Source organism: Bartonella sp. TS82HLJMH, from assembly GCF_042193495.1.
Taxonomy (GTDB): Bacteria; Pseudomonadota; Alphaproteobacteria; order Rhizobiales; family Rhizobiaceae; genus Bartonella; species Bartonella grahamii.
This window is the reverse complement of the sequence record NZ_JBHILU010000009.1, coordinates 21,887-44,941: the sequence shown is the minus strand read 5'-3', so window position 1 is coordinate 44,941 and position 23,055 is coordinate 21,887. Positions and strand designations below refer to the sequence as shown.

Annotated in this window: 11 protein-coding genes; 7 read left to right on the top strand and 4 right to left on the bottom strand. The window is 39.1% G+C overall.

Annotation, left to right across the window (positions count from 1 at the left end; genetic code table 11):
• Positions 1–660: 660 nt before the first annotated feature.
• Complete coding sequence (locus ACFIKO_RS05840) at positions 661–2,868, bottom strand: primosomal protein N' (protein WP_375673505.1); 2,208 nt, start codon at positions 2,866–2,868, stop codon at positions 661–663.
• A 1,140-nt stretch (positions 2,869–4,008) separates the two neighbouring features.
• On the opposite strand from ACFIKO_RS05840, the gene fsa reads away from it, so the two are divergent.
• Complete coding sequence (gene fsa / locus ACFIKO_RS05835) at positions 4,009–4,662, top strand: fructose-6-phosphate aldolase (RefSeq protein WP_375620026.1); 654 nt, start codon at positions 4,009–4,011, stop codon at positions 4,660–4,662.
• Here the strand turns inward: fsa and ACFIKO_RS05830 are convergent.
• A complete protein-coding gene (locus ACFIKO_RS05830) occupies positions 4,659–5,255 on the bottom strand; it encodes a hypothetical protein (RefSeq protein ID WP_375620025.1) in 597 nt (198 codons plus the stop codon). The genes fsa and ACFIKO_RS05830 overlap by 4 nt on opposite strands.
• Complete coding sequence (gene leuS / locus ACFIKO_RS05825; protein ID WP_375673516.1) at positions 5,242–7,884, bottom strand: leucine--tRNA ligase; 2,643 nt, start codon at positions 7,882–7,884, stop codon at positions 5,242–5,244. Before leuS ends, ACFIKO_RS05830 begins: the two co-directional genes overlap by 14 nt.
• A gap of 165 nt (positions 7,885–8,049) precedes the next feature.
• Between leuS and ACFIKO_RS05820 the strand changes: the two genes are divergently transcribed.
• From ACFIKO_RS05820 to ACFIKO_RS05795, 6 genes are all read left to right on the top strand, one after another.
• Positions 8,050–8,739: a YggS family pyridoxal phosphate-dependent enzyme gene (locus tag ACFIKO_RS05820; protein WP_375673504.1), complete on the top strand. Its 690-nt coding sequence runs from the start codon at positions 8,050–8,052 to the stop codon at positions 8,737–8,739.
• Between the two features lie 1,118 nt (positions 8,740–9,857).
• Positions 9,858–10,151 (top strand): hypothetical protein, encoded by a 294-nt coding sequence (locus ACFIKO_RS05815; RefSeq protein WP_375673503.1) that lies wholly within the window; start codon positions 9,858–9,860, stop codon positions 10,149–10,151.
• A 1,402-nt stretch (positions 10,152–11,553) separates the two neighbouring features.
• Entirely contained in the window at positions 11,554–13,497 is a 1,944-nt protein-coding gene (gene acs / locus ACFIKO_RS05810; protein ID WP_375673502.1) for an acetate--CoA ligase, read from the top strand.
• A gap of 557 nt (positions 13,498–14,054) precedes the next feature.
• Complete coding sequence (gene ftsE, locus ACFIKO_RS05805; RefSeq protein WP_273723097.1) at positions 14,055–14,714, top strand: cell division ATP-binding protein FtsE; 660 nt, start codon at positions 14,055–14,057, stop codon at positions 14,712–14,714.
• Positions 14,707–15,660 (top strand): cell division protein FtsX, encoded by a 954-nt coding sequence (locus tag ACFIKO_RS05800; RefSeq protein WP_375620020.1) that lies wholly within the window; start codon positions 14,707–14,709, stop codon positions 15,658–15,660. The genes ftsE and ACFIKO_RS05800 overlap by 8 nt, the downstream gene beginning before the upstream one ends.
• Positions 15,661–15,664: 4 nt before the next feature.
• Positions 15,665–16,336 (top strand): YdcF family protein, encoded by a 672-nt coding sequence (locus ACFIKO_RS05795; protein ID WP_375620019.1) that lies wholly within the window; start codon positions 15,665–15,667, stop codon positions 16,334–16,336.
• 1,354 nt (positions 16,337–17,690) lie between these two features.
• Here ACFIKO_RS05795 and ACFIKO_RS05790 read toward each other — a convergent pair.
• A complete protein-coding gene (locus ACFIKO_RS05790) occupies positions 17,691–22,652 on the bottom strand; it encodes a DEAD/DEAH box helicase (protein WP_375673501.1) in 4,962 nt (1,653 codons plus the stop codon).
• Between the last annotated feature and the right edge of the window lie 403 nt (positions 22,653–23,055).

Here is a 23,055-nt window from a genome sequence, read left to right as displayed (position 1 = left end):
TATCACTATAAATCAATATGTTATTATTTACAAAAATTATAATTATGGGTGCTTTTGAAAATTCTAGAGCCGTAAATAAGGATAACAACGATGAATACGCATTTTGACCTTTACGCTCCAAAATGAGTCTTCTATGTTCTCGTCAAAGATAAATAAAATAGATATATGCAATATTTTCGCCCTAATCTAGCATACAAAAGCAGCTACGACTCGTACAGCACTAATACACCTTATGAACGCTGCTTCATAAGGTTTTAAGGTTAAACAATATCAAAAACACGACCTTTTATGCCACATAGCTTCACTTTATATTGCAATATATTGCACTGTTTTTAGAAAAAGCATAGATCAATATCAATTTGAACCCGTATAGAATTCGATTTTTGGTGTATTTGCAGGCATCTTCAGCCCCTATAATCAACCATTATAAAAAGAATAAAGGATACTATCCCTAAAACAAAAAAGTAGTAAAAACCGAAATGATAGCGCCCTCGAATAAGAGAGACGCTTCTGCTGGTTTTATAACAAAAATATTTTTTCCCGTGGCGCTGCTTAATGCAATGCACATATCATATTCTGCTACTTGGATGCTTATTCTGAAATATATAATATTAAAAGCACCTTAAGCTAAAGAGACCTTCACTTTATGTGAGACTGGTTTTAGAAAAAACTTTGCGGATCAATATCAATTTGAACCCGAACGGAACTGGGCATTTTGGGTGTACCGCTAAGCATTGCACGTATAAACCCTTGTATATCAAAAGAGCGCTGTCCTTGCAGCAAAAGCCGAAAACGATAACGCCCCCGAACCAAAGCCAAAGGCGCTTCTGCTGGTCCCATAACCGAGATATTTTTTTCCCGTGGCGCTGCTTGACGCAATGCGCGCGCATAATGTTCTGCTGCTTGGCGCTGTTGTGCAGAAACGATCAAAGAGGCAAGCCGCCCATAGGGAGGCAAATGATAATGCTGGCGCGCCGCAATCTCACGTGTATAAAAATCTTCTGACTGACATGAAAGTAAGGCTTTAATGACCGGATGATCTGGTTGATAAGTTTGCAACAATCCTAAGCTTTCCAATCCCACACGCCCTGCTCTTCCGGTAACTTGGGAAAGCAGCTGGTAGGTACGTTCACTTGCGCGTAAATCGCCATTGGCAAGACCAAGATCAGCATCAATAACGCCAACCAAAGAGAGCTTGGGAAAATGATGTCCTTTAGCAACTAACTGTGTTCCAATAATAATGTCCACATCGCCATTTGCAATGGCTTGTAATTCGCTTCGCAACTTCCCAATCCCTCCTTTGAGATCTGTTGAAAGAATCAATGATCGCGCTTGAGGAAAAAGCATTTGTGTTTCCTCAGCAATTCTTTCCACACCCGGTCCACAAGCCACGAGATGATCTAATGTCCCGCATTCAGGACAGGCTTGAGGAAGTGGTTGATGATACCCACAATGATGACATTTCAGTTGCCCTTGCGCACGATGTTCTACCAACCAACTTGAACAATCAGTACAATGAAAACGATGTCCGCAAATTCGGCATAAAGTTAAAGGTGCATAACCACGACGATTAAGAAAAAGAAGAGCTTGTTCGCCCTTATCAAGCGTTTGTTTTAAAGCCCTTTCAAGAGCAAAGGAAATAAAGCGCCCCTTTTGCACCCCTCCTTGGCGCATATCAACCACCCGCAACTGTGGAAGTGCTACTTCTTTAAAACGGGAAGGTAAATGCACCTTTTGATAACGCCCTTTTAAAACATTGGCTTGGCTTTCAATCGACGGTGTGGCTGAAGATAAAATAACAGGAAAATGCTCAAAAGAGCCCCGTGCAACAGCCATATCACGCGCATGATAAAAAATGCGCTCTTCTTGTTTATAAGCGCTATCATGTTCTTCATCAACAACAATCAAGCCAAGCTCATGAAAGGGAAGAAAAAGCGCTGAACGAGCCCCCGCAACGACACGCACCCGCCCTTCTGCAACTTGCCGCCAAACACGTTCTCTACGACGTGGCGTCAAATCAGAATGCCATTCTGCTGCCGCAGCTCCAAAGCGTGCATAAAAACGATCTAAAAACTGCTGTGTTAAAGCAATTTCCGGCAATAAAATTAAAACCTGCTTGCCCCCTTTGAAGGCTTGAGCGACCGCTTCAAAATAAACCTCTGTCTTTCCTGATCCCGTAACACCATCAAGCAAAAAAACTTGAAACTGAGAAGATAAAACACCTTCCCGCAACATTGTTGCTGCTTCATTTTGCGCTCCCTGCAACTGAGGAGGACAAAAGTCAGGATCAGGCATTGCCACAAGATCAGGAGCAGGAACTATAATATCTTCAAAAACCCCTAGCGCTTTTAAACCTTCAACAACAGAAACCGAAGTTCCAGCCGCATGCGCAAGACCAGAACGTGTCCATATCTTCTCATTACGCACCAATTCCAAAACCCGTGATCGCGCTGGTGTGAGACGTTCTACATTTCCACCACAATATCGCAAACCCAGCATCTGCGCTTCCGGCTCTAAAGCAGCCGGTACAGATAAAACCAATCGCGCGACAAGACCAAAAGGCGCCATTGTATAGCGACTAACAAAACGCAAAAATGTGATCATTTCTGCCTTTAATGGGGGACAATCAAAAACATGAAGCAGAGAGCGTAATTTTTCACGCGCCACCGAACCAGACCTTTGCCCATCTGCTGCCTTCTCTCCAACATCCACAACAAAACCGCAAAGCTCACGCCCCATCACCGGAACCCGAACAAAGGAACCAACGTTCACCTCCATAGAAGATGGAACTTTATAACTATAAGCGTGAGCAACAGGAAGAGGAACCAATACGGATACAATCTCTTCCTCTATCACGTTTGAATGCATCTTTTAAACCAATCTACGACCTCTTGAGCACCAACAGGTCTACACCTTATCTTTAAACACTCTTATAAAATTCATTGCAGGATTCAATCTCTCCCCCCTATCACAACACTTTTCTCACAAAAATTCTTTTTAATACTCATTTCATCACCAAAGTGCCAATAAAAAAACCAATCTCATCGTCTATAACAAAAAAACTCTATAGCAAAAAAACCAGCGCCATTCTTCTGTGCAAATAAAGCTCATTACTATAAGCATTCAGCATGATATTGTAAGTGAGCTCTTCAACAAAGCTATCCCATAGTGTAACTTCTTCCCAACACACACGTTTATTTTTTTTACCGCCTCCTATCTCAATTTATCTTCAACAAACTGATTTATAAAGATATAATCATCATTTACCTATTGTAATAAAAATCCTCAATACGATGAATTTTTCTCATTTCAAACCCATCGAGGAACATTTGTAAATTCTTATTAATGAGAGAGTATCCCATGGTTTTAATTACAGGGAGAATAATATTGCAAATGGAACCGTTACAATAGTCACCTTAGCTTTGTGCCAAAACCTGGAAACATGTGCGTACATCTTTCAGCTTGATTGAGAATCAAGCAACAATACAAGCAGCACAAAAACCTATTATTAAAGAATGGGTAACACAGAATAAATCAATGTAATTGACCATAAAAAACACTTCATGTGTAAAATTTTACATATCTTCTTCAATGGTGTTTTACGATAAAATAAATCCATTCGCTTCTATCAAAAATGAGGTTAAACGTACCCCCTGAAAAAAGGAGGTATCTTATGATGCTCTCTCAAATATCAAGAGCAATCGCAAATAGGAAATGAACAAAGTGTGTGATAATGCTAGCTTATTTTCATAAGTATAAAAATACCGCTACGCAAAGATTCCAATACGCAAAAATGTTGGTACACAATAAGCCCTATGCCTTATTACGAGCAACGATATAAAATGGGTACGGAAACAATAAGTAATATTTCTTTACCGAAAACGGGTACATGGTTAACATCATAGCATTCTTGTTCTTTACACAGAGAGTAATTCTTTCTCTTGCTTTTGCAGTCAACAATAGCGCATAACAAAAAATAGGATAAAAGCTAAAAAGAAGAGGTTAGATATGAAGTTTTTTGTGGATAGCGCCAATATAGAAGAAATCCAAGAGTTACAGAATTTAAGCCTTGTAGATGGTGTCACCACCAATCCCTCTCTTATCCTAAAATCAGGACGCAATATTCTTGATGTCACAAAAGAAATTTGTGCTCTCATTAGCGGACCTGTTTCTGCTGAAGTTGCAGCAACGGAATTTGAAAACATCATGAAAGAAGCGGCTGTTTTAGCAAAGATTGCCGACAATATTTGTATCAAGCTTCCTTTAACACTCGATGGATTAAAAGCCTGTAAAGCCCTCACAAAAGAAGGACTAAAAACAAATCTTACACTTTGCTTTTCTGCCAATCAAGCCTTATTAGCAGCCAAAGCAGGCGCAACATTTGTTTCGCCTTTTATTGGTAGACTTGATGATTGCGGAAATGATGGAAGTGAACTGCTTCATGAAATTCGCACAATTTATGATAACTATAACTTTGAAACACAAATCTTGGCCGCTTCAATCCGCACCGTTAATCATGTCAAAGAAGCGGCACTAAGTGGTGCTGACGTTGCAACAGTTCCACCAGCAATCTTAAAAGCACTGGTCAAACACCCTCTCACTGATAAAGGGTTGCAAATATTTCTCAACGACTGGAAAAAAACAGGACAAAATATTGCTTAATATCTATAATTTTTATTGGAAAGATCTTTTGAAAGTAACAAAAAAATCTGTTCAGCCAACTCTTCGGCAACCCGTTTTTTTGCGTCTTCTTCTGCTTGCATCGTTGCATATTCTTGACGAAGTCGATCAAAAGATGCATTCATCATTGCTGTTCCTTTTGCAACAAGAGTGTTTTTCATATCCTGCAAAGTGTAAGAAGCTCTGCTCATAACAGTTCCAACAGAAGGTCGTCCTTTTCGTTTTTTCTCGAAATCAACCTCTATCTGCATAGATTCTCTTGTAGATACGGATATCTGCAATGCCAATCGATAAGCAGGTAGAGAAGGTTTACCCCCATTTCCATACAAAAGAAACAGCAGATGATTGCGCACCAATTGACCAAAACGATCCGAAGGCTCTTCCACAACAATAGAAGCAAGCTTTTGCGCAAGCCCCAAAGAAGCTTGCCCAGAAACAGGATTCCCATAAGAAGCAGAATCCATTGTCATTGCACTCTGCAACTCTTGACGATAAAGCGGTTCAACTTTGCATCCACACAACAGTGTGAATACGCCAGCTAAAACGACAAGAATAAAACTTTTAAAAAACGACATTCACAATCCTTTGTGGAACAATAATGATTTTTTTCACAGGCTTTTCCACCAGCTGTGCCTTTACAAAATCTAAAGCCAAAACCGCTTCTTTAATCATCGTTTCATTTGCTGTTGCTGCAACGCTCACCTCACCGCGTTTTTTACCATTAATTTGTACTGGCAAAGTATAGCATTCCGCAACGGTTAACGCGCGATCATAAACAGGCCAAGCAAGCGCAGACATTAAAGTTTTTCCCCCTAAAGCAGCATGACATTCTTCTGCTAAATGGGGCATCATCGGTGCAATCATGGCAAGAAAAAAATCCATGGCTTGACGTAAAGAAGCTTTCATTTCATCGTCAACACTTGCTATCTTGTTGAGCAACGGTGCCATAATATTCAAGAATTCATAAAGGCGTGCAATAGCCCGATTAAAAGCAAATTTTTCCAAATCATCTTCTACAGCGCAAAGCGTGCGATGTGCAACCTTTGAAAGTTCCAAAGCTGCCCCCTGATGCCCTGCACAAGGCGCCACATCCTTTAAAACAGAAGCACTCAAAGCCACACAACGCCAAACACGCTGTACAAAGCGATGGGCTCCTTCAACACCAGATTCTGTCCAGATGACATCCCTATCAGGGGGAGAATCTGACAACACAAACCAACGCACAGTATCAGCACCATAAGATGCGATAATATCATCAGGATCAATAACATTCTTTTTGGATTTCGACATTTTTTCAATCGAACCAATCATCACTTCACTTTGATCAGTCAATTTGTAAGCCTGTCGTTTTCCATCCTTTTCAACAATGGAAATTTCTGCTGGAGAAACCCACCCTTGATCATCCCGATAGGTTTCATGCACCACCATCCCTTGAGTAAAAAGCCCCTTAAAAGGCTCATCAACAGTCACATGACCGATCAATTTCATAGCACGCATAAAAAAGCGTGCATAAAGAAGATGCAAAATGGCATGCTCAATTCCACCAATATATTGTTGCACAGGCAACCATTCAGAGATTGCTTGTTTGTCGACAGGTTCCTGCGCAAGAGGAGCCGTAAAGCGTGCATAATACCAAGAAGAGTCAACAAATGTATCCATGGTATCTGTTTCACGTTTGGCAGATTGACCACAGGAAGGACAAGTAACATTCTGCCATGTTTCATGCCGTGCAAGAGGATTTCCAGGTTGATCAAACGTAACATCATCAGGTAACACAACTGGTAAATCGGTGCGCGGCACAGGAATCACTCCGCAAGATGTACAATGGATCATCGGAATGGGGCACCCCCAATAACGTTGACGTGAAATCCCCCAATCACGCAATCGAAATTGCACCGTTTTCTTCCCTTGCGGTTGCCCATTGAGCATTTGTTCTTCAAGCCTTTTGGCTGCTTCTTCAAAAGCTTGTTGAGGTGTCAAACCATTCAAAAAGCTGGAGTTGATCATCACACCATCACCCGTATAAGGTGTGTCAGCAATGACAAAATCTTCTGCTTGCTCTCCTTTTGGCAAAACCACCGGTTTTATTGGAAGATCATATTTACGCGCAAAATCGAAATCTCTCTGATCATGAGCCGGACAACCAAAAACAACCCCTGTTCCATAATCCATAAGCACAAAATTCGCTATATAAACAGGAATATGTACTGTTGAATCAAAAGGATGAACTGCCAAAAGGGGCGTGAGAAATCCTTGTTTTTCAGCTGTTTCAATTGCTGCCGTTGTCGTTCCACCACACCGACAGTTTTCAATAAAAGCACTCAACGTTTTATCTTTCTTTGCCAAAGCTTGTGCAATGGGATGGTCAACAGACAGAGCTAAAAAAGAGGCGCCAAAAAGTGTATCAGGACGTGTTGAATAACAAACAACCTCATCAAATGTCTCACAAATATCATCAACACCACTTGTTGCCTTTAAAGCCCAACGAATCAGCAAACCTTGCGATTTTCCAATCCAATTTTTTTGCATAGTGCGAACTTTTTCAGGCCACTGCTCCAGCTCTTCAAGCCCAGCCAAGAGCTCTTCACTAAAGTCGCTAATTTTGAAAAACCACTGCGTCAATTCACGCTGTTCCACCAACGCACCAGAACGCCAACCCCGCCCATCAACAACCTGCTCATTGGCCAAAACGGTGTGGTCAACAGGATCCCAATTCACCTTAGCCACTTTACGCGCAACCAAACCCTTTTGATAGAAATCAAGGAACAACATTTGTTGACGATGGTAATATTCCACATCACAAGTCGCAAATTCACGCGTCCAATCTAAAGAGAGCCCTAATTGCTTTAATTGCCCGCGCATCACAGCAATATTCTGATAGGTCCAAGTTTTAGGATGCACTTTACTTTGCAGAGCAGCATTCTCAGCCGGCATACCAAAAGCATCCCAGCCCATAGGATGAAGCACATTAAAACCCTTTGCCCTTTTATAGCGTGCCACCACATCCCCCATGGCATAATTGCGCACATGCCCCATGTGAATGCGGCCTGACGGATAAGGAAACATTTCTAAAACATAATATTTTTCACGAGCATCTTCTTGAACAGTCTGAAAAATTTTCTTTTCATCCCAAATTTCTTGCCATTTTTTTTCTCTCGCACGTGGATTATAGCGTTCGCCTATATTATAATGTCCAATCGTCATTCCCATTATACTCTTTTAATAAAACAGAACCAAAAACTTGTTTTATTATGCTTGACCATGGATTAACCTCATCGTCAACATTTTCGTGAAATTTTTTCCTAAGTATTTTATAAAACTTTTAAAAAAACGACCAACTCTTGAACAAAAAAGGTAAAGCACAAAAATATGAATACACAAACGCCCCTCAATGCCCCTTCCATTGAAGCATGGCAAAACCTTCAAAAAGACATTGCTGAAACATGTCAAGAACTACAACGCCCCGTAGAAGAAATTGAACTTATCGCTGTTTCAAAAACTGTTTCTTCTGTTGATATACGACCCCTTTTGCGAGCAGGCCAATCTTTGTTTGCAGAAAACCGCGTGCAAGAAGCGGCACAAAAATGGCTCGAGTTACGTCAACAATTTGAAAATATTAAGCTTCATCTCATCGGTCCCCTACAATCAAATAAAACAGCAGAGGCGGTCAAACTTTTTGATGTTATTCAAACGGTTGACCGTGAAAAAATAGCCAAAAGCTTATCTGAAGAAATGGAAAAACAAAAAAGGCATCTTCCTTGCTATGTTCAGGTTAACATTGGCTTAGAACCGCAAAAAAGTGGTGTTGCACCGCAAGAAGCGACATCTTTTGTCAACCAATGCAAAAACAACTATGGACTTGATATCATCGGTCTTATGGGCATCCCCCCTGTCGATGAAAACCCCGGACCCTATTTCGCGCTCTTAGCAAAATTAGCAAAACAAGCAGGTCTTCCAAAGCTTTCCATGGGTATGTCCAGTGACTTCAAAACTGCTCTACAGTTTGGCTCTAACGTCCTTCGCATTGGCTCTGCTTTATTTGGAAAACGCCCTGTGTAAAGCAATTTCCCCTAACATAAATTCATTCCCCCCCCCTCATATAAATTCCCATTGAAAATTCTACGAACAAGCCAAAAACAGCAGAAATGAGAAAAAATATTTCCTTCAATATCAATAAGAGCAATTCTAGCAAAAAAGATTCCAGTCCCTCTTTCATCCTGTTAGCAAAATAAGCAAAAAAGCTGATCTTCTCAAATTTCTCACCGGCACATCCACAACACATACAATAGCTTCAAAATAGCATTGCAATTTGGCTCTCATATTCTCGCACATTGGCTCTACTTCACCTCCCCTCTGAATGCTTCCCCAGCAAAAGCAACATAAAAAATAAATCCTTATATAAAGGCAAAATGATAAGAGGAGTGTTGCGCATGAATGAAAAAACTGTCGCGAAATAAATAATTGCAAAAGAACATTTAATACGATTATCGCAATGATTTCCATTAAAAACCACGAATTCTCTTAAACTTCTCAAACACGCGTAAACAATTTCCCCACATGCCAATGGCGTAAAGCAGGCAAAAAGAGGCTTATGGCTGCATAATACAGTAACAAAACTCTTTCATGTAAGCCACTTGAGCAAAATAAACATCTCAAATGCCCACAGAGCACCAAGAGCCGCGCTAAACAACATGCTAGCAATCTATAAGATCACAACGATAGCATAGAGGCTTTCTATGCTCTACAAAGCGTAAATACAGTCAATATCCGCTTGAAAAATAAAAGAACGAATCCCGTGCATATGCGCATAATATATGCATACAAAACAATGGCAATGAAACTGATTTCAATAACGATATTCCTTTATCATTATTCCTTTGTCGATCTCTTAAACAAAGAGAAAAAACTTCAACTTTTCATATACGCAATTTTTCTAAATTTAAACTTTAATTAAGAAAAAACGTTGGGTATTTCTTATATTTTAAAAAATTAAAAATAATATTATTATTTTTTTAAGAATAAAATTTCATATATACATAATTTATATATTATTTATACATTATTTTTATTGCTATTTTTAAAGTTTATCTTTGACATTTCTCTAAAAATACGCGATAGCCATTTGAAATGTATCATTATGATACTACTTTTAATGTAGATAATTAAGGAGAATTAATATGTTTGGTTCATTCAACACATTCGGTCATATGGTGACAAAGCCTTCTTTTGGTCATTCGCACAATTCAAGACCTACTCATGGAAATGCATGTAGTCCTGGTGCTTTTATGTCTCACATGAATGCACGTGGCAGCGAAGTAGGAGTTCCGGCAGGAGTAGTTGGTGCAATTCAAGGTGGTATAACTGGGGGACCAGTGGGTGCATTTACAGGTGGAATGGGAGCTTTGTCATTGGGATACATAGGAGGTGCTGCTTGGGGCTTTATAGAAAAAGGTCGTGAGTGTTGGTTCTAATTTATAGAGAATAGCGACAAAGATATCTCTGAAATTAATAGTTTTGTAAGTATATTTGAAAGAATATACCAAAGTTAAGTATCTACATCTATGGATAAAATATTTTTCAGGGATATCTATTGCGGATCACCTCTTATAATCAGGATTTTGTTATAATGAATATTCTTTATGAAATCATAAGACTGTTTTGCATTCTCATTGTCGTTATCCCTATATATGCTATTGGTTTAAAAAAAATTGGTGGCTACAGTTGGAAACTATCTATAAAAATAGCCTTATTGTCAGTTATTGTGTTTTTTATTTTTGATAGTTTGTGTAGATACTTCGGTTTATATTAATATTTATCGGATGAGTTTCGAGTATACTGAACAAATTTTTTCATAAGTATTTATTAATCTCATTAATATAACTAGGATTTTGTTATAATGGATATTCATTATGAAATTGTAAGAATGTTTTGCATGTTAATTATAATTACTCCTATAATTGCCATTTCTTTTAAAATATTCAATGGCGTAGGTTGGAGATTGTCTATTATAATGGCATTATCGTCATTTATTATGTTCTTTATTTCTAATTTTTTGCGTAGATACTTCGGTTTATATTAATATTTATCGGATGAGTTTCGAGTACACTGAACAAATTTTTTCAAAAGTATTTATTAATCTCATTACTATAACTAGGATTTTGTTATAATGGATATTCATTATGAAATTGTAAGAATGTTTTGCATGTTAATTATAATTACTCCTATAATTGCCATTCCTTTTAAAATATTCAGTGGTGTGAGTTGGAAATTGTCTATTATAATGGCATTATCGTCAGTTATTATTTCCTTTATTTCTGATATTTTGCGTAGATATTTCGGTTTATATTAATCTTTATTGAATGAGTTGCGAGCACGCTGAATAAAGTAGCAACGATACTATTAATGAGTGGTTATGATTTATAATGACAGATTTTACTCATAAAATTATTGAATCGCTTATAGTAACATTTTTTTTTGGTTTAATATATCTTTTTTATTATAAGTTTATTTATTATAGTTGGAAAGGTTCTCTAAAAAAATCATTATTAATAAGCTCAATATTCTTTCTTGTTAGTCTTTTATTTAACTATATTGGTTTATATCAACTTATAAGAAATATTTTATAATAGACATTTTTAAATGTCTTTATGCGTTTACAAAAAGCTCTATATCGCAATAGGTTTTGCCACATTTGAGTATCCTAAAAACATAGAATACTCTCTTTAATATCATCACATCAGATTTTAAAAATTGACTATTCTAATCTTTGTCATTTAGTCTAACCTCACAATGAAAAGCTTTTGGGAAAACTCTGCCACAAATATAAAAATACAATGGCTGATTTTTCTAAAAAATAAATAAAAAGAGGGAAGCATGACTGAAAAAATCTATCCAGTATCAGAAGAGATCAAAAAAAATACTTTACTTGATGAGGAAACTTATCAGCAGTGGTATCGAGAAAGCATCAATGATCCAGAAAGCTTCTGGGCCAAACATGGTCAACGCATTGAATGGTTTAAATCTTTTACAAAAGTAAAAAACACTTCTTTTAACGGAGATGTGTTGATTCAATGGTACGAAGATGGGATAACAAATGTTGCCTATAATTGCATTGATCGCCACCTGAAAACCCATGGAGACAAAATCGCGCTCATTTGGGAAGGGGATAATCCTTATCATGATAAAAAAATAACCTATAACGAGCTTTATGAACATGTTTGTCGTTTTGCCAATCTTTTGAAAAGTCGTGGCATTAAGAAAGGCGATAAAGTAACCATTTATCTTCCCATGATACCCGAAGCAGCCTATGCTATGCTCGCCTGCGCCCGCATTGGTGCTGTTCATTCGGTTATCTTTGCTGGCTTTTCTGCTGAGGCAATAGCAGGACGCCTTGTTGACTGCGAATCAACCTTCATCATTACCGCTGATCAAGGCTTGCGTGGCAGCAAACGAATCAACTTAAAAGACAATGTTGATCATGCTATTGAGATAGCAGCGCGCCAAAACGTGCATGTAGACCAAGTCATGGTTATACGGCGGACTTGTGGATCCATTCAATGGATAAAGGGGCGTGATTTTTGGTACCATGAAGAGATAGCTCATGCCCAAACAGATTGTGAACCAGAACCAATGAAAGCTGAAGATCCACTTTTTATTCTTTATACTTCAGGCTCCACCGGCAAACCCAAAGGTGTTTTACATACCACAGCGGGCTATCTTGTTTTCGCCTCGATGACACATCAATATGTTTTTGATTATCACCCCAATGAAGTTTACTGGTGTACAGCTGATATTGGTTGGATTACCGGTCATTCTTACTTGATTTATGGACCTTTATGCAATGGTGCGACTACTTTAATGTTTGAAGGCACACCAACCTTTCCTGACAAAGGAAGATTTTGGGAAATTGTCGACAAGCATCAAGTCAATACACTCTATACCGCACCAACAGCTATCCGCGCCTTAATGGGAGCAGGAAATTCGTTTGTTGAACACTCAAAAAGGACATCGTTGCGTCTTTTAGGCACGGTAGGAGAACCGATTAACCCAGAAGCATGGGAATGGTTTTATCATACAGTTGGAAATGACCGTTGTCCGATTCTCGATACATGGTGGCAAACAGAAACAGGAGGGCATATGATCACGCCCCTGCCTGGTGCAACCCCCCTTAAAGCAGGATCAGCCACACGTCCTTTTTTTGGTGTTCAACCCCAAATTGTTGATGCCCAAGGCAATATTTTAGAAGGTGAAGCAGAAGGCAATCTTTGTATCAGTGATTCATGGCCAGGACAAATGCGCACGCTTTATAAAGATCATGAGCGCTTTATTCAAACTTATTTTTCCTCTTATAAAGGAAGATATTTTACAGGCGATGGTTGTAGGCGCGATAGTGACGGCTATTACTGGATCACAGGACGAGTTGATGACATTCTCAATGTCTCGGGGCACAGGTTAGGAACTGCTGAAATTGAATCAGCCCTTGTTTCTCATCCCGCTGTATCAGAAGCAGCCATTGTGGGTTACCCGCATCCCATTAAAGGACAAGGAATTTATAGTTTTATCACCTTAATGGAAGGGACAGCTCCGAGTGAAGAGTTACAAAAAAAGCTTATTAAACATGTAAGACAAGAAATAGGCTCCATTGCCATATTGGATAAAATTCAATTTGCCCCGCAGCTTCCCAAAACGCGATCAGGAAAAATTATGAGACGTATTTTACGAAAAATCGCTGAAAACGATTTTGATACTCTCGGAGATATTTCAACCCTTGCCGAACCACAAGTTGTTGAAGATCTGATTGCTAACCGACAAAATTAAAGAACCCACGAAGAAATATAACATACGGTGGTTTTTGTTTTTCTGCTAAAATTATCCTAGCATTGTTACGAAAACCACCGAGGAGAATAAAAAACAAAACAATTCATGAAAAGCTCAATCATTCTAACAACAAACGCCTTTCTTCATAACAAATAAGAAACAATTGAAGAAAAAACTTCAAGATTGGAATATGTCAAGATTGAAATATGAATACGGATAAGAATAAAAAAGTGAGATAAAAAGAGCAACATAGCTTTTTAAAATTGCCCAGTACCCCCTCAATGCAAAAAAGCCTCTGAGAAAGAAGGAAAAATAGTTCTGATGTTTATGCTAGAATCACTTTGAAATTCCTGCTAAAATCATAAATAAAGCTAAAAAGAGAAAGTATAAGTGATAATATTTTTGAGCAAAAATATTTATCTATAACGAGGGTGTATAAAAAATATTGAAAACCATGAAATCTAAAATAACCAAGCTTACAACAAAAATTTAAAGTAATGAAAGTAAGAGTTCTTAGAATAAATGATGCAATATAAAATCAGGAGTAATAATAAAAAGTGATTCATTTTGAAAATGTCGGTCTACGCTATGGAATGGGACCTGAGGTCCTTCGTGATATTAGCTTTCATATTCCTCCTGGATCATTTCAATTTCTCACTGGCGCCTCTGGGGCAGGGAAAACATCGTTGATGCGTCTTATGTTTTTGGCACTCAAACCCACCCGCGGTCATATTGATTTATTTGGAACAGACACAGCATTACTCAAACGCCAAGAGCTCCCTGCACTGCGACAACGTATCGGTGTTGTTTTTCAAGATTTTCGTTTACTCGACCACATGACCACTTATGAAAATGTCTCCTTACCTTTACGCATTAAAGGACAAGAAGAGGCAACCTATCGCAGTGAAGTGGAAGATCTTCTCTGTTGGGTAGGTCTTGGAGATCATATCCATGTTTTACCACCAGTTCTTTCCGGCGGAGAAAAACAAAGGGTAGCCATTGCACGCGCGCTCATTGATCAACCTGAAATCCTACTTGCCGATGAACCTACCGGAAATGTCGATCCGCCCTTGGCAAAACGCCTACTCCGTTTGTTTATTGAATTAAATCGTTTTGGAACAGCTGTTATCATTGCTACCCATGATATTGCCTTAATGGAACAAGTTGCAGCACGACGTATGCTTCTCCATAACGGACGGATGACGATTCATGAATAAGTCTTTCCCCATTTTTACAAGCAATAAAAAAAATACAACAGCGATTATTCCCAGTGGTAATATTTCTGGAAAAGCATTGGTTGCCGTAATTGCTATTATGACATTTCTTTCAAGCCTCACCTTAATCGGTGTTGATTTAGTCCAACGTGCCGCCCAAAATTGGAGTAATCAGATTAGCTATGAAGCAACAATACAAATACGCCCCATGGACAATGTTGATATCAACAAAGCACTCCGTGATGCCGTCCAATTAGTTAAAACATTTTCTGGTGTACAAGATGCAAAAATTGTTGACCAAAAAGCTACCGAAAAGTTACTGGAACCATGGCTTGGAACAGGCTTCAATGTCAATGAACTGCCCCTTCCCCGCCTTATCATTGTGACCCTGAATGGGGATGAAAAAATCAATTTTGCAACCATTAATCACGCCATTAAAACCCAAATTCCAGGAGGTCAATTTGATGATCATCGTGTTTGGGTGCATCGTTTTGCGACCATGGCACACACCACTGTTTTTATCGGTTTTTCAATTTTAGCATTGGTTCTAGGCTCTCTTATTCTTACCATCATTTTTACCACCCGCAATGCATTGGCAGAAAATGCACATATTATCAATGTCTTATATTTCCTTGGTACTGAAACTCTTTTCATTGCCCGCCAATTTGACTGGCATTTTTTTAAAACTGCACTGCGTGGTGCTTTATATGGTGGCCTCACAAGCATATTCCTGTTTTTAGCCTTTTGTCTCTGGACGAATTATAACTTGGGAAGAGTGGAAGCTAGCCAAGTAACAGCTTTGTTTGGACATATTTCAATAAGTTCCATCCCCTATGGAAAAATCATTTTTCTTATTATTTTCGTTTCTTTTCTTACCACCCTTACAAACCGCATGACTATTTTAGCGCAACTGAAAAAAATCGATCAATGTGAAAACGGTTTATTTTAATTTTATGACTTACCACTCCTACCATTCCAACTCGTTGAGGCAAAACAATTTAGAACGTCCTCTTCCAAAACGACCCCATTATCGTTGGTCTGTGTGCTTTTTATTTCGCTATTTTCCACCGACAACACTTTCTCTTGCAATCATTGTTTTCATTTTCTGTGGCGGTTTTATTGTTTTTTCTGAAAAAACTGAACGACTTTCTCCCCCAAAGCCTCTCCCCAAAGCTGATGCCATCATTGTGCTGACAGGCGGAGAAAACCGAATAGAGACAGGAATCCATCTCTTACAAAAGGGACTTGGTTCACGACTCCTCATCAGTGGCGTAAACACCACAACCAATCTGAAAGGTTTCATGCATAACAGGCATATTACCCCACGGCTTGTCTCCTGTTGTATTGACATTGGTCATCAAGCGATTAACACCAGAGGGAACGCCGAAGAAAGTGCTGCTTGGATCAAAAAACACCACTATAAAACCCTTTATATCGTCACCCATGATTACCATATGTGGCGCTCGATGCGAGAACTTAAATATTTAATGCCTGATATTCATTTCATTGCTTATCCTGTTAAAAAGAGCGATGCTGAAAGCGCAATACAACAGATCAATCAAATCCGCATTCTCATATTCCAATATATTAAAACGCTCCAAGTCTATATCAGAACCGCATTCTAATTTTTATCCTTCTGACTTTTTTAAAAACCTTACCATCTTCTGACCGCTTCATACCGTTCTTTCCATACCCTTCCACACGAGGTTGCCTCTATAAAAGCCCGACAGAGCTACCCTCATATAACACAGAATACCCCAAATACACGTATCACTGTATTGCACGTTCACCCCAAGACATCTCTTACATCCCAAACATATCTCACAGCACGGGATCTGTACATACCATCCCAATATATAAGCTCTTGTAAATAGAGCCCAAAGACAACTATAAGATCTCCCGAATTGTTATAGAGATCTATTGATACCACCCTCTTTACGCTTCATAAAAAATGCAAACCGCCCCATCCTATATTTTGCCGCCCCCAATATTACGATAGCTCTTAAGCCACTTGGGATGATTGATAAGAGGCATGCTTTACACCTTTCTTAAACACGAACATACCAACCTCGTATGGCATACAAAGAAGTAATTGTAATAGATTTAAAATAAGAAAATTTATGATACTTAGATTTCTCATTCAACAGAGAGAATATTAAACTATCATTATAAATCAATATATTAGCAACTATTTCTTCATTCTACAAAGCATCTTCATAAGAGCATTTTAGATCACAGATAGGAATAATCTCAAAACACACACCGCCACGAACATTCCCCACTTTTTATAGCAATATCTTTTTGCATAAATCATTTCCCTCTAAAAATACTTTTTGTTTAGCGGCCTCACCAAAAAAACGAAAATTTTTAAACTCTATCGATCTGTAAATAATAACAATCCTGCTTCTTGTCTAACGCGTTCTCCCTGCTCACTTCAGATCAACCCCGCTCAAAGGACAGATTGCATGAGAGTTGTGATTTCCTCCCAACATCTCAAAGGACGATGACTCCCATCAGCAACGGTTTGTAAACAATCCTACTTCTCTGGGCAGGTTCCTCTCAGCTTCCCCATTTATATAGTTTACTCACATAAGGCTCAACGAACAAGCCTGCTCAAGAATATTCATCACTGTCACTAAAGCTCATACATCATCATTTTATCCGTCTACTACCTAAGATGTTTTATCACATGCAACACATTGATTTATAAGGAAAGTTTATACGCTACAACTTGAATGAGATCTCTCAATATCATCAGATTCTCTCATTTTAAATCTATTCTCTGTTGAATCAATCAAAACCATTTGCTTGCACATCACAAAGGACTAGCACATCCAAGAGAAGAGAGCTTGCGTGGCGTAAAACTATACAAGAAAGGCATGCCTCTTATGGACTTGTCTCAAGTGCCAAGAGCTATCGCAATACCCACGAGCTGGCAAAGCGTATGATAGTGCCAGTTTGTTACAACACAGCGCTGTTTTACCGCACAATGGATAACTTAACCTTTTCAGTTTCTCTCACTTCCAATTTTGGAAGACTGCGCACAATTTTCATTGTTTCCAAGCTTACCGTAATAACCCGCTGAAACAATTCCAGAGGATAGGCTGGATTACCCACCGTTTCAACAGCATAGCGATTAGAATCATTCACAATCCCACTTGCTTTGTCCGTTTTGACAATCTGCCGTTCCATAACCCATTCAAGAGCAGGCCTTCCATTGACAACATACTCATAAGCTTCAAGAGGAATATTCTGCATCGTGATATGCGCATTATAAATCACTGTACTTTTATCAATAGCACCACGCTTACCAGCAAATTTCATCGCTTCAACACGATAGAAACTCTTCTCATCAGAAATCATCCAAGTGCGTGGATCACCTTGTTTATAAGTAACGGGATAGGGCTCAACCTCTTCATAATTCATATGCAAATCACCAAGCTTTCGCCCCGCTGTCACAAAAGCCCAAAAATCCTCTACCTTTTTAACTGTTGGGATACGTGGCAATTGTTTAGACAAATTATGCGCATAACGAGCACGATAATCTTCAGAATGCAAAATCCCATAAACATAATAAAACAAATCATCCTTTGTTATCATTTCACTAGGATATGCTGCATTAAAATAAGCCAACCCTTCATCCGTGAGAGCATCACGCCGCTCTAAACCAGTTTCTTTGCTTTCCTCTGCAAAATTTGCAAACAAATGAACCTGATCCTTCTCTTTACCTCCTAAGGACGCAGCATCCTCATAAACATACCTTGGAAAACATTGATTACCACCATCCATCATATTTAAATCTGGTAAATTTTTAGTCATCAAAACAGAAAAAGTGCTTCTTGCTCCCAACCCTGTAATTTGTATTACCCTATTTTCAACCGCTGTTTCCATAGGGAATATACGCGGCATTTGATAAACCATTTCATTAAAGGTGCGATTATAATAGAGCCACTGTCGTGTAAAAGGACGATACAAACTTTGCGTAAGAGATACATCTTCAAATTCAAAAACCTTTCCTCTTACCAACTCTTGTTTGATAGCACGACTCCAGCTGATTTTCCTTGCATCTGAATTTACAAAATCGTTCACAGCATTTGCACGCATTTTGCGGTCAGCATGTGCATAAGCATTATTAAAACGTTCCACTTCACTATTATAGAAAGCAATCATATTGCTCATATTTTTTGCTAAAGATTCACGGCTTGAATTATAGGCCCATGCATCACGATTAGTCGCAATACCAAGGGAAAAATTTTCAAAAAGCTTTTTATCACTGCCCTTCTTATCACCTAAGGCTAAAAATTTTTCAAAATCACTGTTACGCTGATCCAGCCAATCTCCATGCTCATCTGGTGTAACCATCTGCCAGCCTTGTTCACGCTTGATACCGCCAACACTGCCCAAATGCTGAAGCTTACAGAGTTTCTCTTTTGTCGTGAGATTATCACCAATATCGTAATAGTGAATTTTGCAATGCTCGGTAACCTTTGGATTTTTAACAAACAGTGTCACAGCGATTCCTGTCATGCTTCCACTTCCGAAAACATTTTGCCCTTCTTGAGCACGCCCTTTGCTCATCATATTTTTGCGAATATCACCACGCAAATTGAGAACATAAATGCTCGAAAATTCTTCATTCAAATTTTTTCTGAGACCATCCATTGCTAATTTTTCAACATAACCCGAACCAGTCACAAAACCAATAACACCACAGTCTTTTATGCGATCACTTGCCCAGCGAATGGCACGAATATAACTATCATAAAGCATTTGCATAAGGCTTGCACTGGATTGAGCAGCATAAGTTTCACGGATGCGACGGTCCAATTTAGGATAACCAATATTTTGTGCATTGTCGTTTTCACTTTTTTGTCCAAAAGAATAAGGAGGGTTGCCAACAATAACACGAATATCCAGTTCCTTCTGGCGTGATCGACGTGTGCTGTTATCCACCAGCAAATCACTGATCAGGTCTTTTTCTTGCTCATAAAGCTGGAATGTATCGGTCAGACAAATTCCCTCAAACGGAACATAATCGCCCCCCATCAGACCATGATATGTCGTCTCAATATTAATGGCTGCAATATAATAGGCTAAAAGCACAATTTCATTGGCATGAATTTCACGACAAAATTTATGCTTCATCTCCTCTGGTGTAATCAAACCCGATTGTAAAAGCCGCGTGATAAAAGTCCCCGTTCCTGTAAAAGGATCCATGATGTGAATACCCGATGAGCCAAGCGTTTGCCCAAATTCTTGCTGCAAGATATCATTGACAGAGTGCAAAATAAAATCCACAATTTCAACGGGGGTATAAACAATGCCGAGTTTTTCTACAGTGCGAGGAAAAGCATAACGAAAAAACTTATCATAAAGCTCTATAATCAACCTCTGCTTTGCTTTTGGATCCGTAATTCCACTGGCTCGTAATTTTACACTTGCATAAAATTTCTCGAGATCTTTGGATTCCTTATCAAGATTGGCCTCATCAAGAACATCAAGCATATGCTGCATAGCACGCGAGACAGGATTCTCACGCGTGAACTGATATCCCTCAAACAACACCTGAAAAACAGGACGCGTGATAATATGTTGTGCTAACATCTCAATCGCATCAGCTTCTGTAATCGCATCATTTAAATCATCACGCAGTTCTGCCACAAACTTGTCAAAGGCTTGACGCGCTTCAGTGTTTGGCTCTGCCAGAATACCTGTTAAACGCGTGATATGATTCTTGGCAATCTCAGCAATGTTGCTCGCCCAATCTTCCCAATAATCACGTGTCCCACATTTCTTGACGATCTTTGCCAAAATCGCACGAGAAAGTTCATCCACTGAAAAAGAAAGCTCCCCTTGTATTTTCTCTGTACGAATTAAATCATACTCCGGTGTTCCAATTCCCGCTTGTGCCGGTTGTGCGCGTAGTGGAAGATTGTCTACAACAGCCGTAACAGCCTGTAACTCAGTACTCTGTGTAACGCCAATAATCTCAATCACATTGCTGATATCTTGCCCTAAGGATGCCTTATTAATCGTTGCATCAAAACGATCATCATGCGCACGCAAAGCATTTAAAATTTGCCAAACAACGCGATATTTATCATTGTTGTTCAAAGCCTGTTCCACTGGAATCCCAGAGGGAATACCAATTGGCAAAATGACATACCCCATCTTTTTGCCCTCAGATCGACGCATCACCCGCCCAACGGATTGCACAACATCAATCTGACTCTTGCGTGGATTTAAAAACATGATCGCATCAAGAGCCGGAACATCCACTCCTTCAGACAAACACCGTGCATTGGTTAAAATACGACAAACATCCTCACCACTCTCAGCTTTCAGCCAGTCAAGTAATGCACCACGATCCTTCGCATTGAAAGTGCCATCAACATGCTCAATTTCACACTTCAGAAAGTGCTCATTTTCCGTATCCTCTTTCGTATAATCAAGATATTCTCTAACAACCGCAGAAAATTCATCACGCACCAGTTTAGAACTTTCAATAGTTTTACAAAATGCCAAAGCACGACGCATGGGGTGTGGATCCGCACCAACATCAGCCTTCAGATCTTGTTTTGCCAGCGCCTTATAGCAGCCAATAATCTTCGTTGCATCATCAAGAACAAGTGAAGACTGGTCATCACTAAGACGCTTCTGAACAGCGGAACTGACCAATTTTTCATCCATTGCTAAGACAATAACCTTATAATCCGTTAAAAGATCATTTTGTACTGCCCATGAAAAGCCCCGATAAAAAAGGGTTTTACCAAAAAGCTTTTCATCATCCATCGAAGCAAGAACGGCATTAACTTCATTCGCGCGACTTTTTGCGTTATCACCAAAAATACGTGGTGTCGCTGTCATATAAAGGCGCTTCTTGGCACGAATAACATCATTGGAATGCACCTTAACAAAATTGGATTCATCCTCTCCAACCAGCGTTGCCCCTGTTGTCCGGTGCGCTTCATCACAAATGATAAAATCAAATGTTGGCAAACCATACTTTTTCTGAGCATCCGCAACAACCTGAATGGATTGATAAGTTGCAAACACAACGGTCATCTTATCTGCAACACTCTTACCCGCCTGTTCTGCAAGTTTAGCAGCATCGGTTGTTGCCGGAAAAGCAAGGTCAAACACATCAATTTCAGCAACATCATCACTATTTTTACGACGCTTTCCCACTTGTGTATCTGAACAGACAGCAAAGGATCTCAATCCGATTTCTGCATCCGTTGTCCATTCACGGACCGTCTGTGACATCAGCGCCAAAGAGGGTACAAGAAACAAAACAAACTTGCCTTCACCCGCCAAATCCTCAGCAATTTTAAGACTGGTAAATGTCTTACCGGTCCCACAAGCCATGATGAGCTTACCCCGATCTGCTTGAGCAAGCCCAGCACGCACATCACGCAATGCCTCCAATTGATGTGGACGGATTTTCTTTTTATCCTCCAAAACAACTTTGCCCTGGGCTGCAAAAGTTTCCCAACGGATCGGACTTTGTTGTATATCAGAAAGATTAATCCGTATAACGGGAATATCCTGCCCCCGTATCATTGTTTCAGCGTTGTCACTCCAAGCACTTTCAGTGCTATCTATAATAACACGCCGCTTAAATGGAGCTTTCCCTGATGCCGAAATAAAACTATCAATATCTGCTTTTCTAATCCGATATGCTGCATCATAAAATTTACATTGGATTGCTGCAAAACCCTCTTCATTACGAATCTTTGCCACAAGATCGATACCGGTATCATGACCATCCCAATCATTTTCACGAGCCCAATCTCTAAAGGTTTGAACCTTTTCATAACATCCAGACTGAAGAGGATCATGTGTCAGATAAGCAAGAGCAAAACGCTCAAAATATGTACCTTTGTCTCGTTCGGTACGCGCTTCGTCACGATATGTCTGTAAAAGCGATTGCAGCGTCATGCTTCCCCCCCCCCATTCAAAAACATCTCTAACTATCGAGTCTAGACAAATTGGTCAATGCCTATTGTTCCACCCAAAAGACTTTAGATAACTCGATTTACTAAATGAACCGATATTTACAATAGAATATGTACTAAGCAAAACAAATGAATAAAGTTTTACTTATCAGCAAAAGAATAAGAATCCGTTCTTCCCCCATCCCTGATAAATATCATGTAATCACTTACAAGAATGTAGAGATTTGCTTTATTATTTTGGTGAGCTTCTTTTTGATATTTATCTATTGAAAATAGTTTAAGCTCATATTCAGGAGATGCTAAACGCAATAAAAGTATATCAAAAACCAATAATCAGCTATACCAATACACATAATAATGAATACAGCAATTAACATTCCTAACAG

What these genes read in the sequence shown, in the direction of transcription:
- ACFIKO_RS05840 (WP_375673505.1), bottom strand. Translation starts at nt 2,868, where the DNA reads ATGCATTCAAACGTGATAGAGGAAGAGATTGTATCCGTATTGGTTCCT.
- fsa (WP_375620026.1), top strand. Translation starts at nt 4,009, where the DNA reads ATGAAGTTTTTTGTGGATAGCGCCAATATAGAAGAAATCCAAGAGTTA.
- ACFIKO_RS05830 (WP_375620025.1), bottom strand. Translation starts at nt 5,255, where the DNA reads ATGTCGTTTTTTAAAAGTTTTATTCTTGTCGTTTTAGCTGGCGTATTC.
- leuS (WP_375673516.1), bottom strand. Translation starts at nt 7,884, where the DNA reads ATGACGATTGGACATTATAATATAGGCGAACGCTATAATCCACGTGCG.
- ACFIKO_RS05820 (WP_375673504.1), top strand. Translation starts at nt 8,050, where the DNA reads ATGAATACACAAACGCCCCTCAATGCCCCTTCCATTGAAGCATGGCAA.
- ACFIKO_RS05815 (WP_375673503.1), top strand. Translation starts at nt 9,858, where the DNA reads ATGTTTGGTTCATTCAACACATTCGGTCATATGGTGACAAAGCCTTCT.
- acs (WP_375673502.1), top strand. Translation starts at nt 11,554, where the DNA reads ATGACTGAAAAAATCTATCCAGTATCAGAAGAGATCAAAAAAAATACT.
- ACFIKO_RS05800 (WP_375620020.1), top strand. Translation starts at nt 14,707, where the DNA reads ATGAATAAGTCTTTCCCCATTTTTACAAGCAATAAAAAAAATACAACA.
- ACFIKO_RS05795 (WP_375620019.1), top strand. Translation starts at nt 15,665, where the DNA reads ATGACTTACCACTCCTACCATTCCAACTCGTTGAGGCAAAACAATTTA.
- ACFIKO_RS05790 (WP_375673501.1), bottom strand. Translation starts at nt 22,652, where the DNA reads ATGACGCTGCAATCGCTTTTACAGACATATCGTGACGAAGCGCGTACC.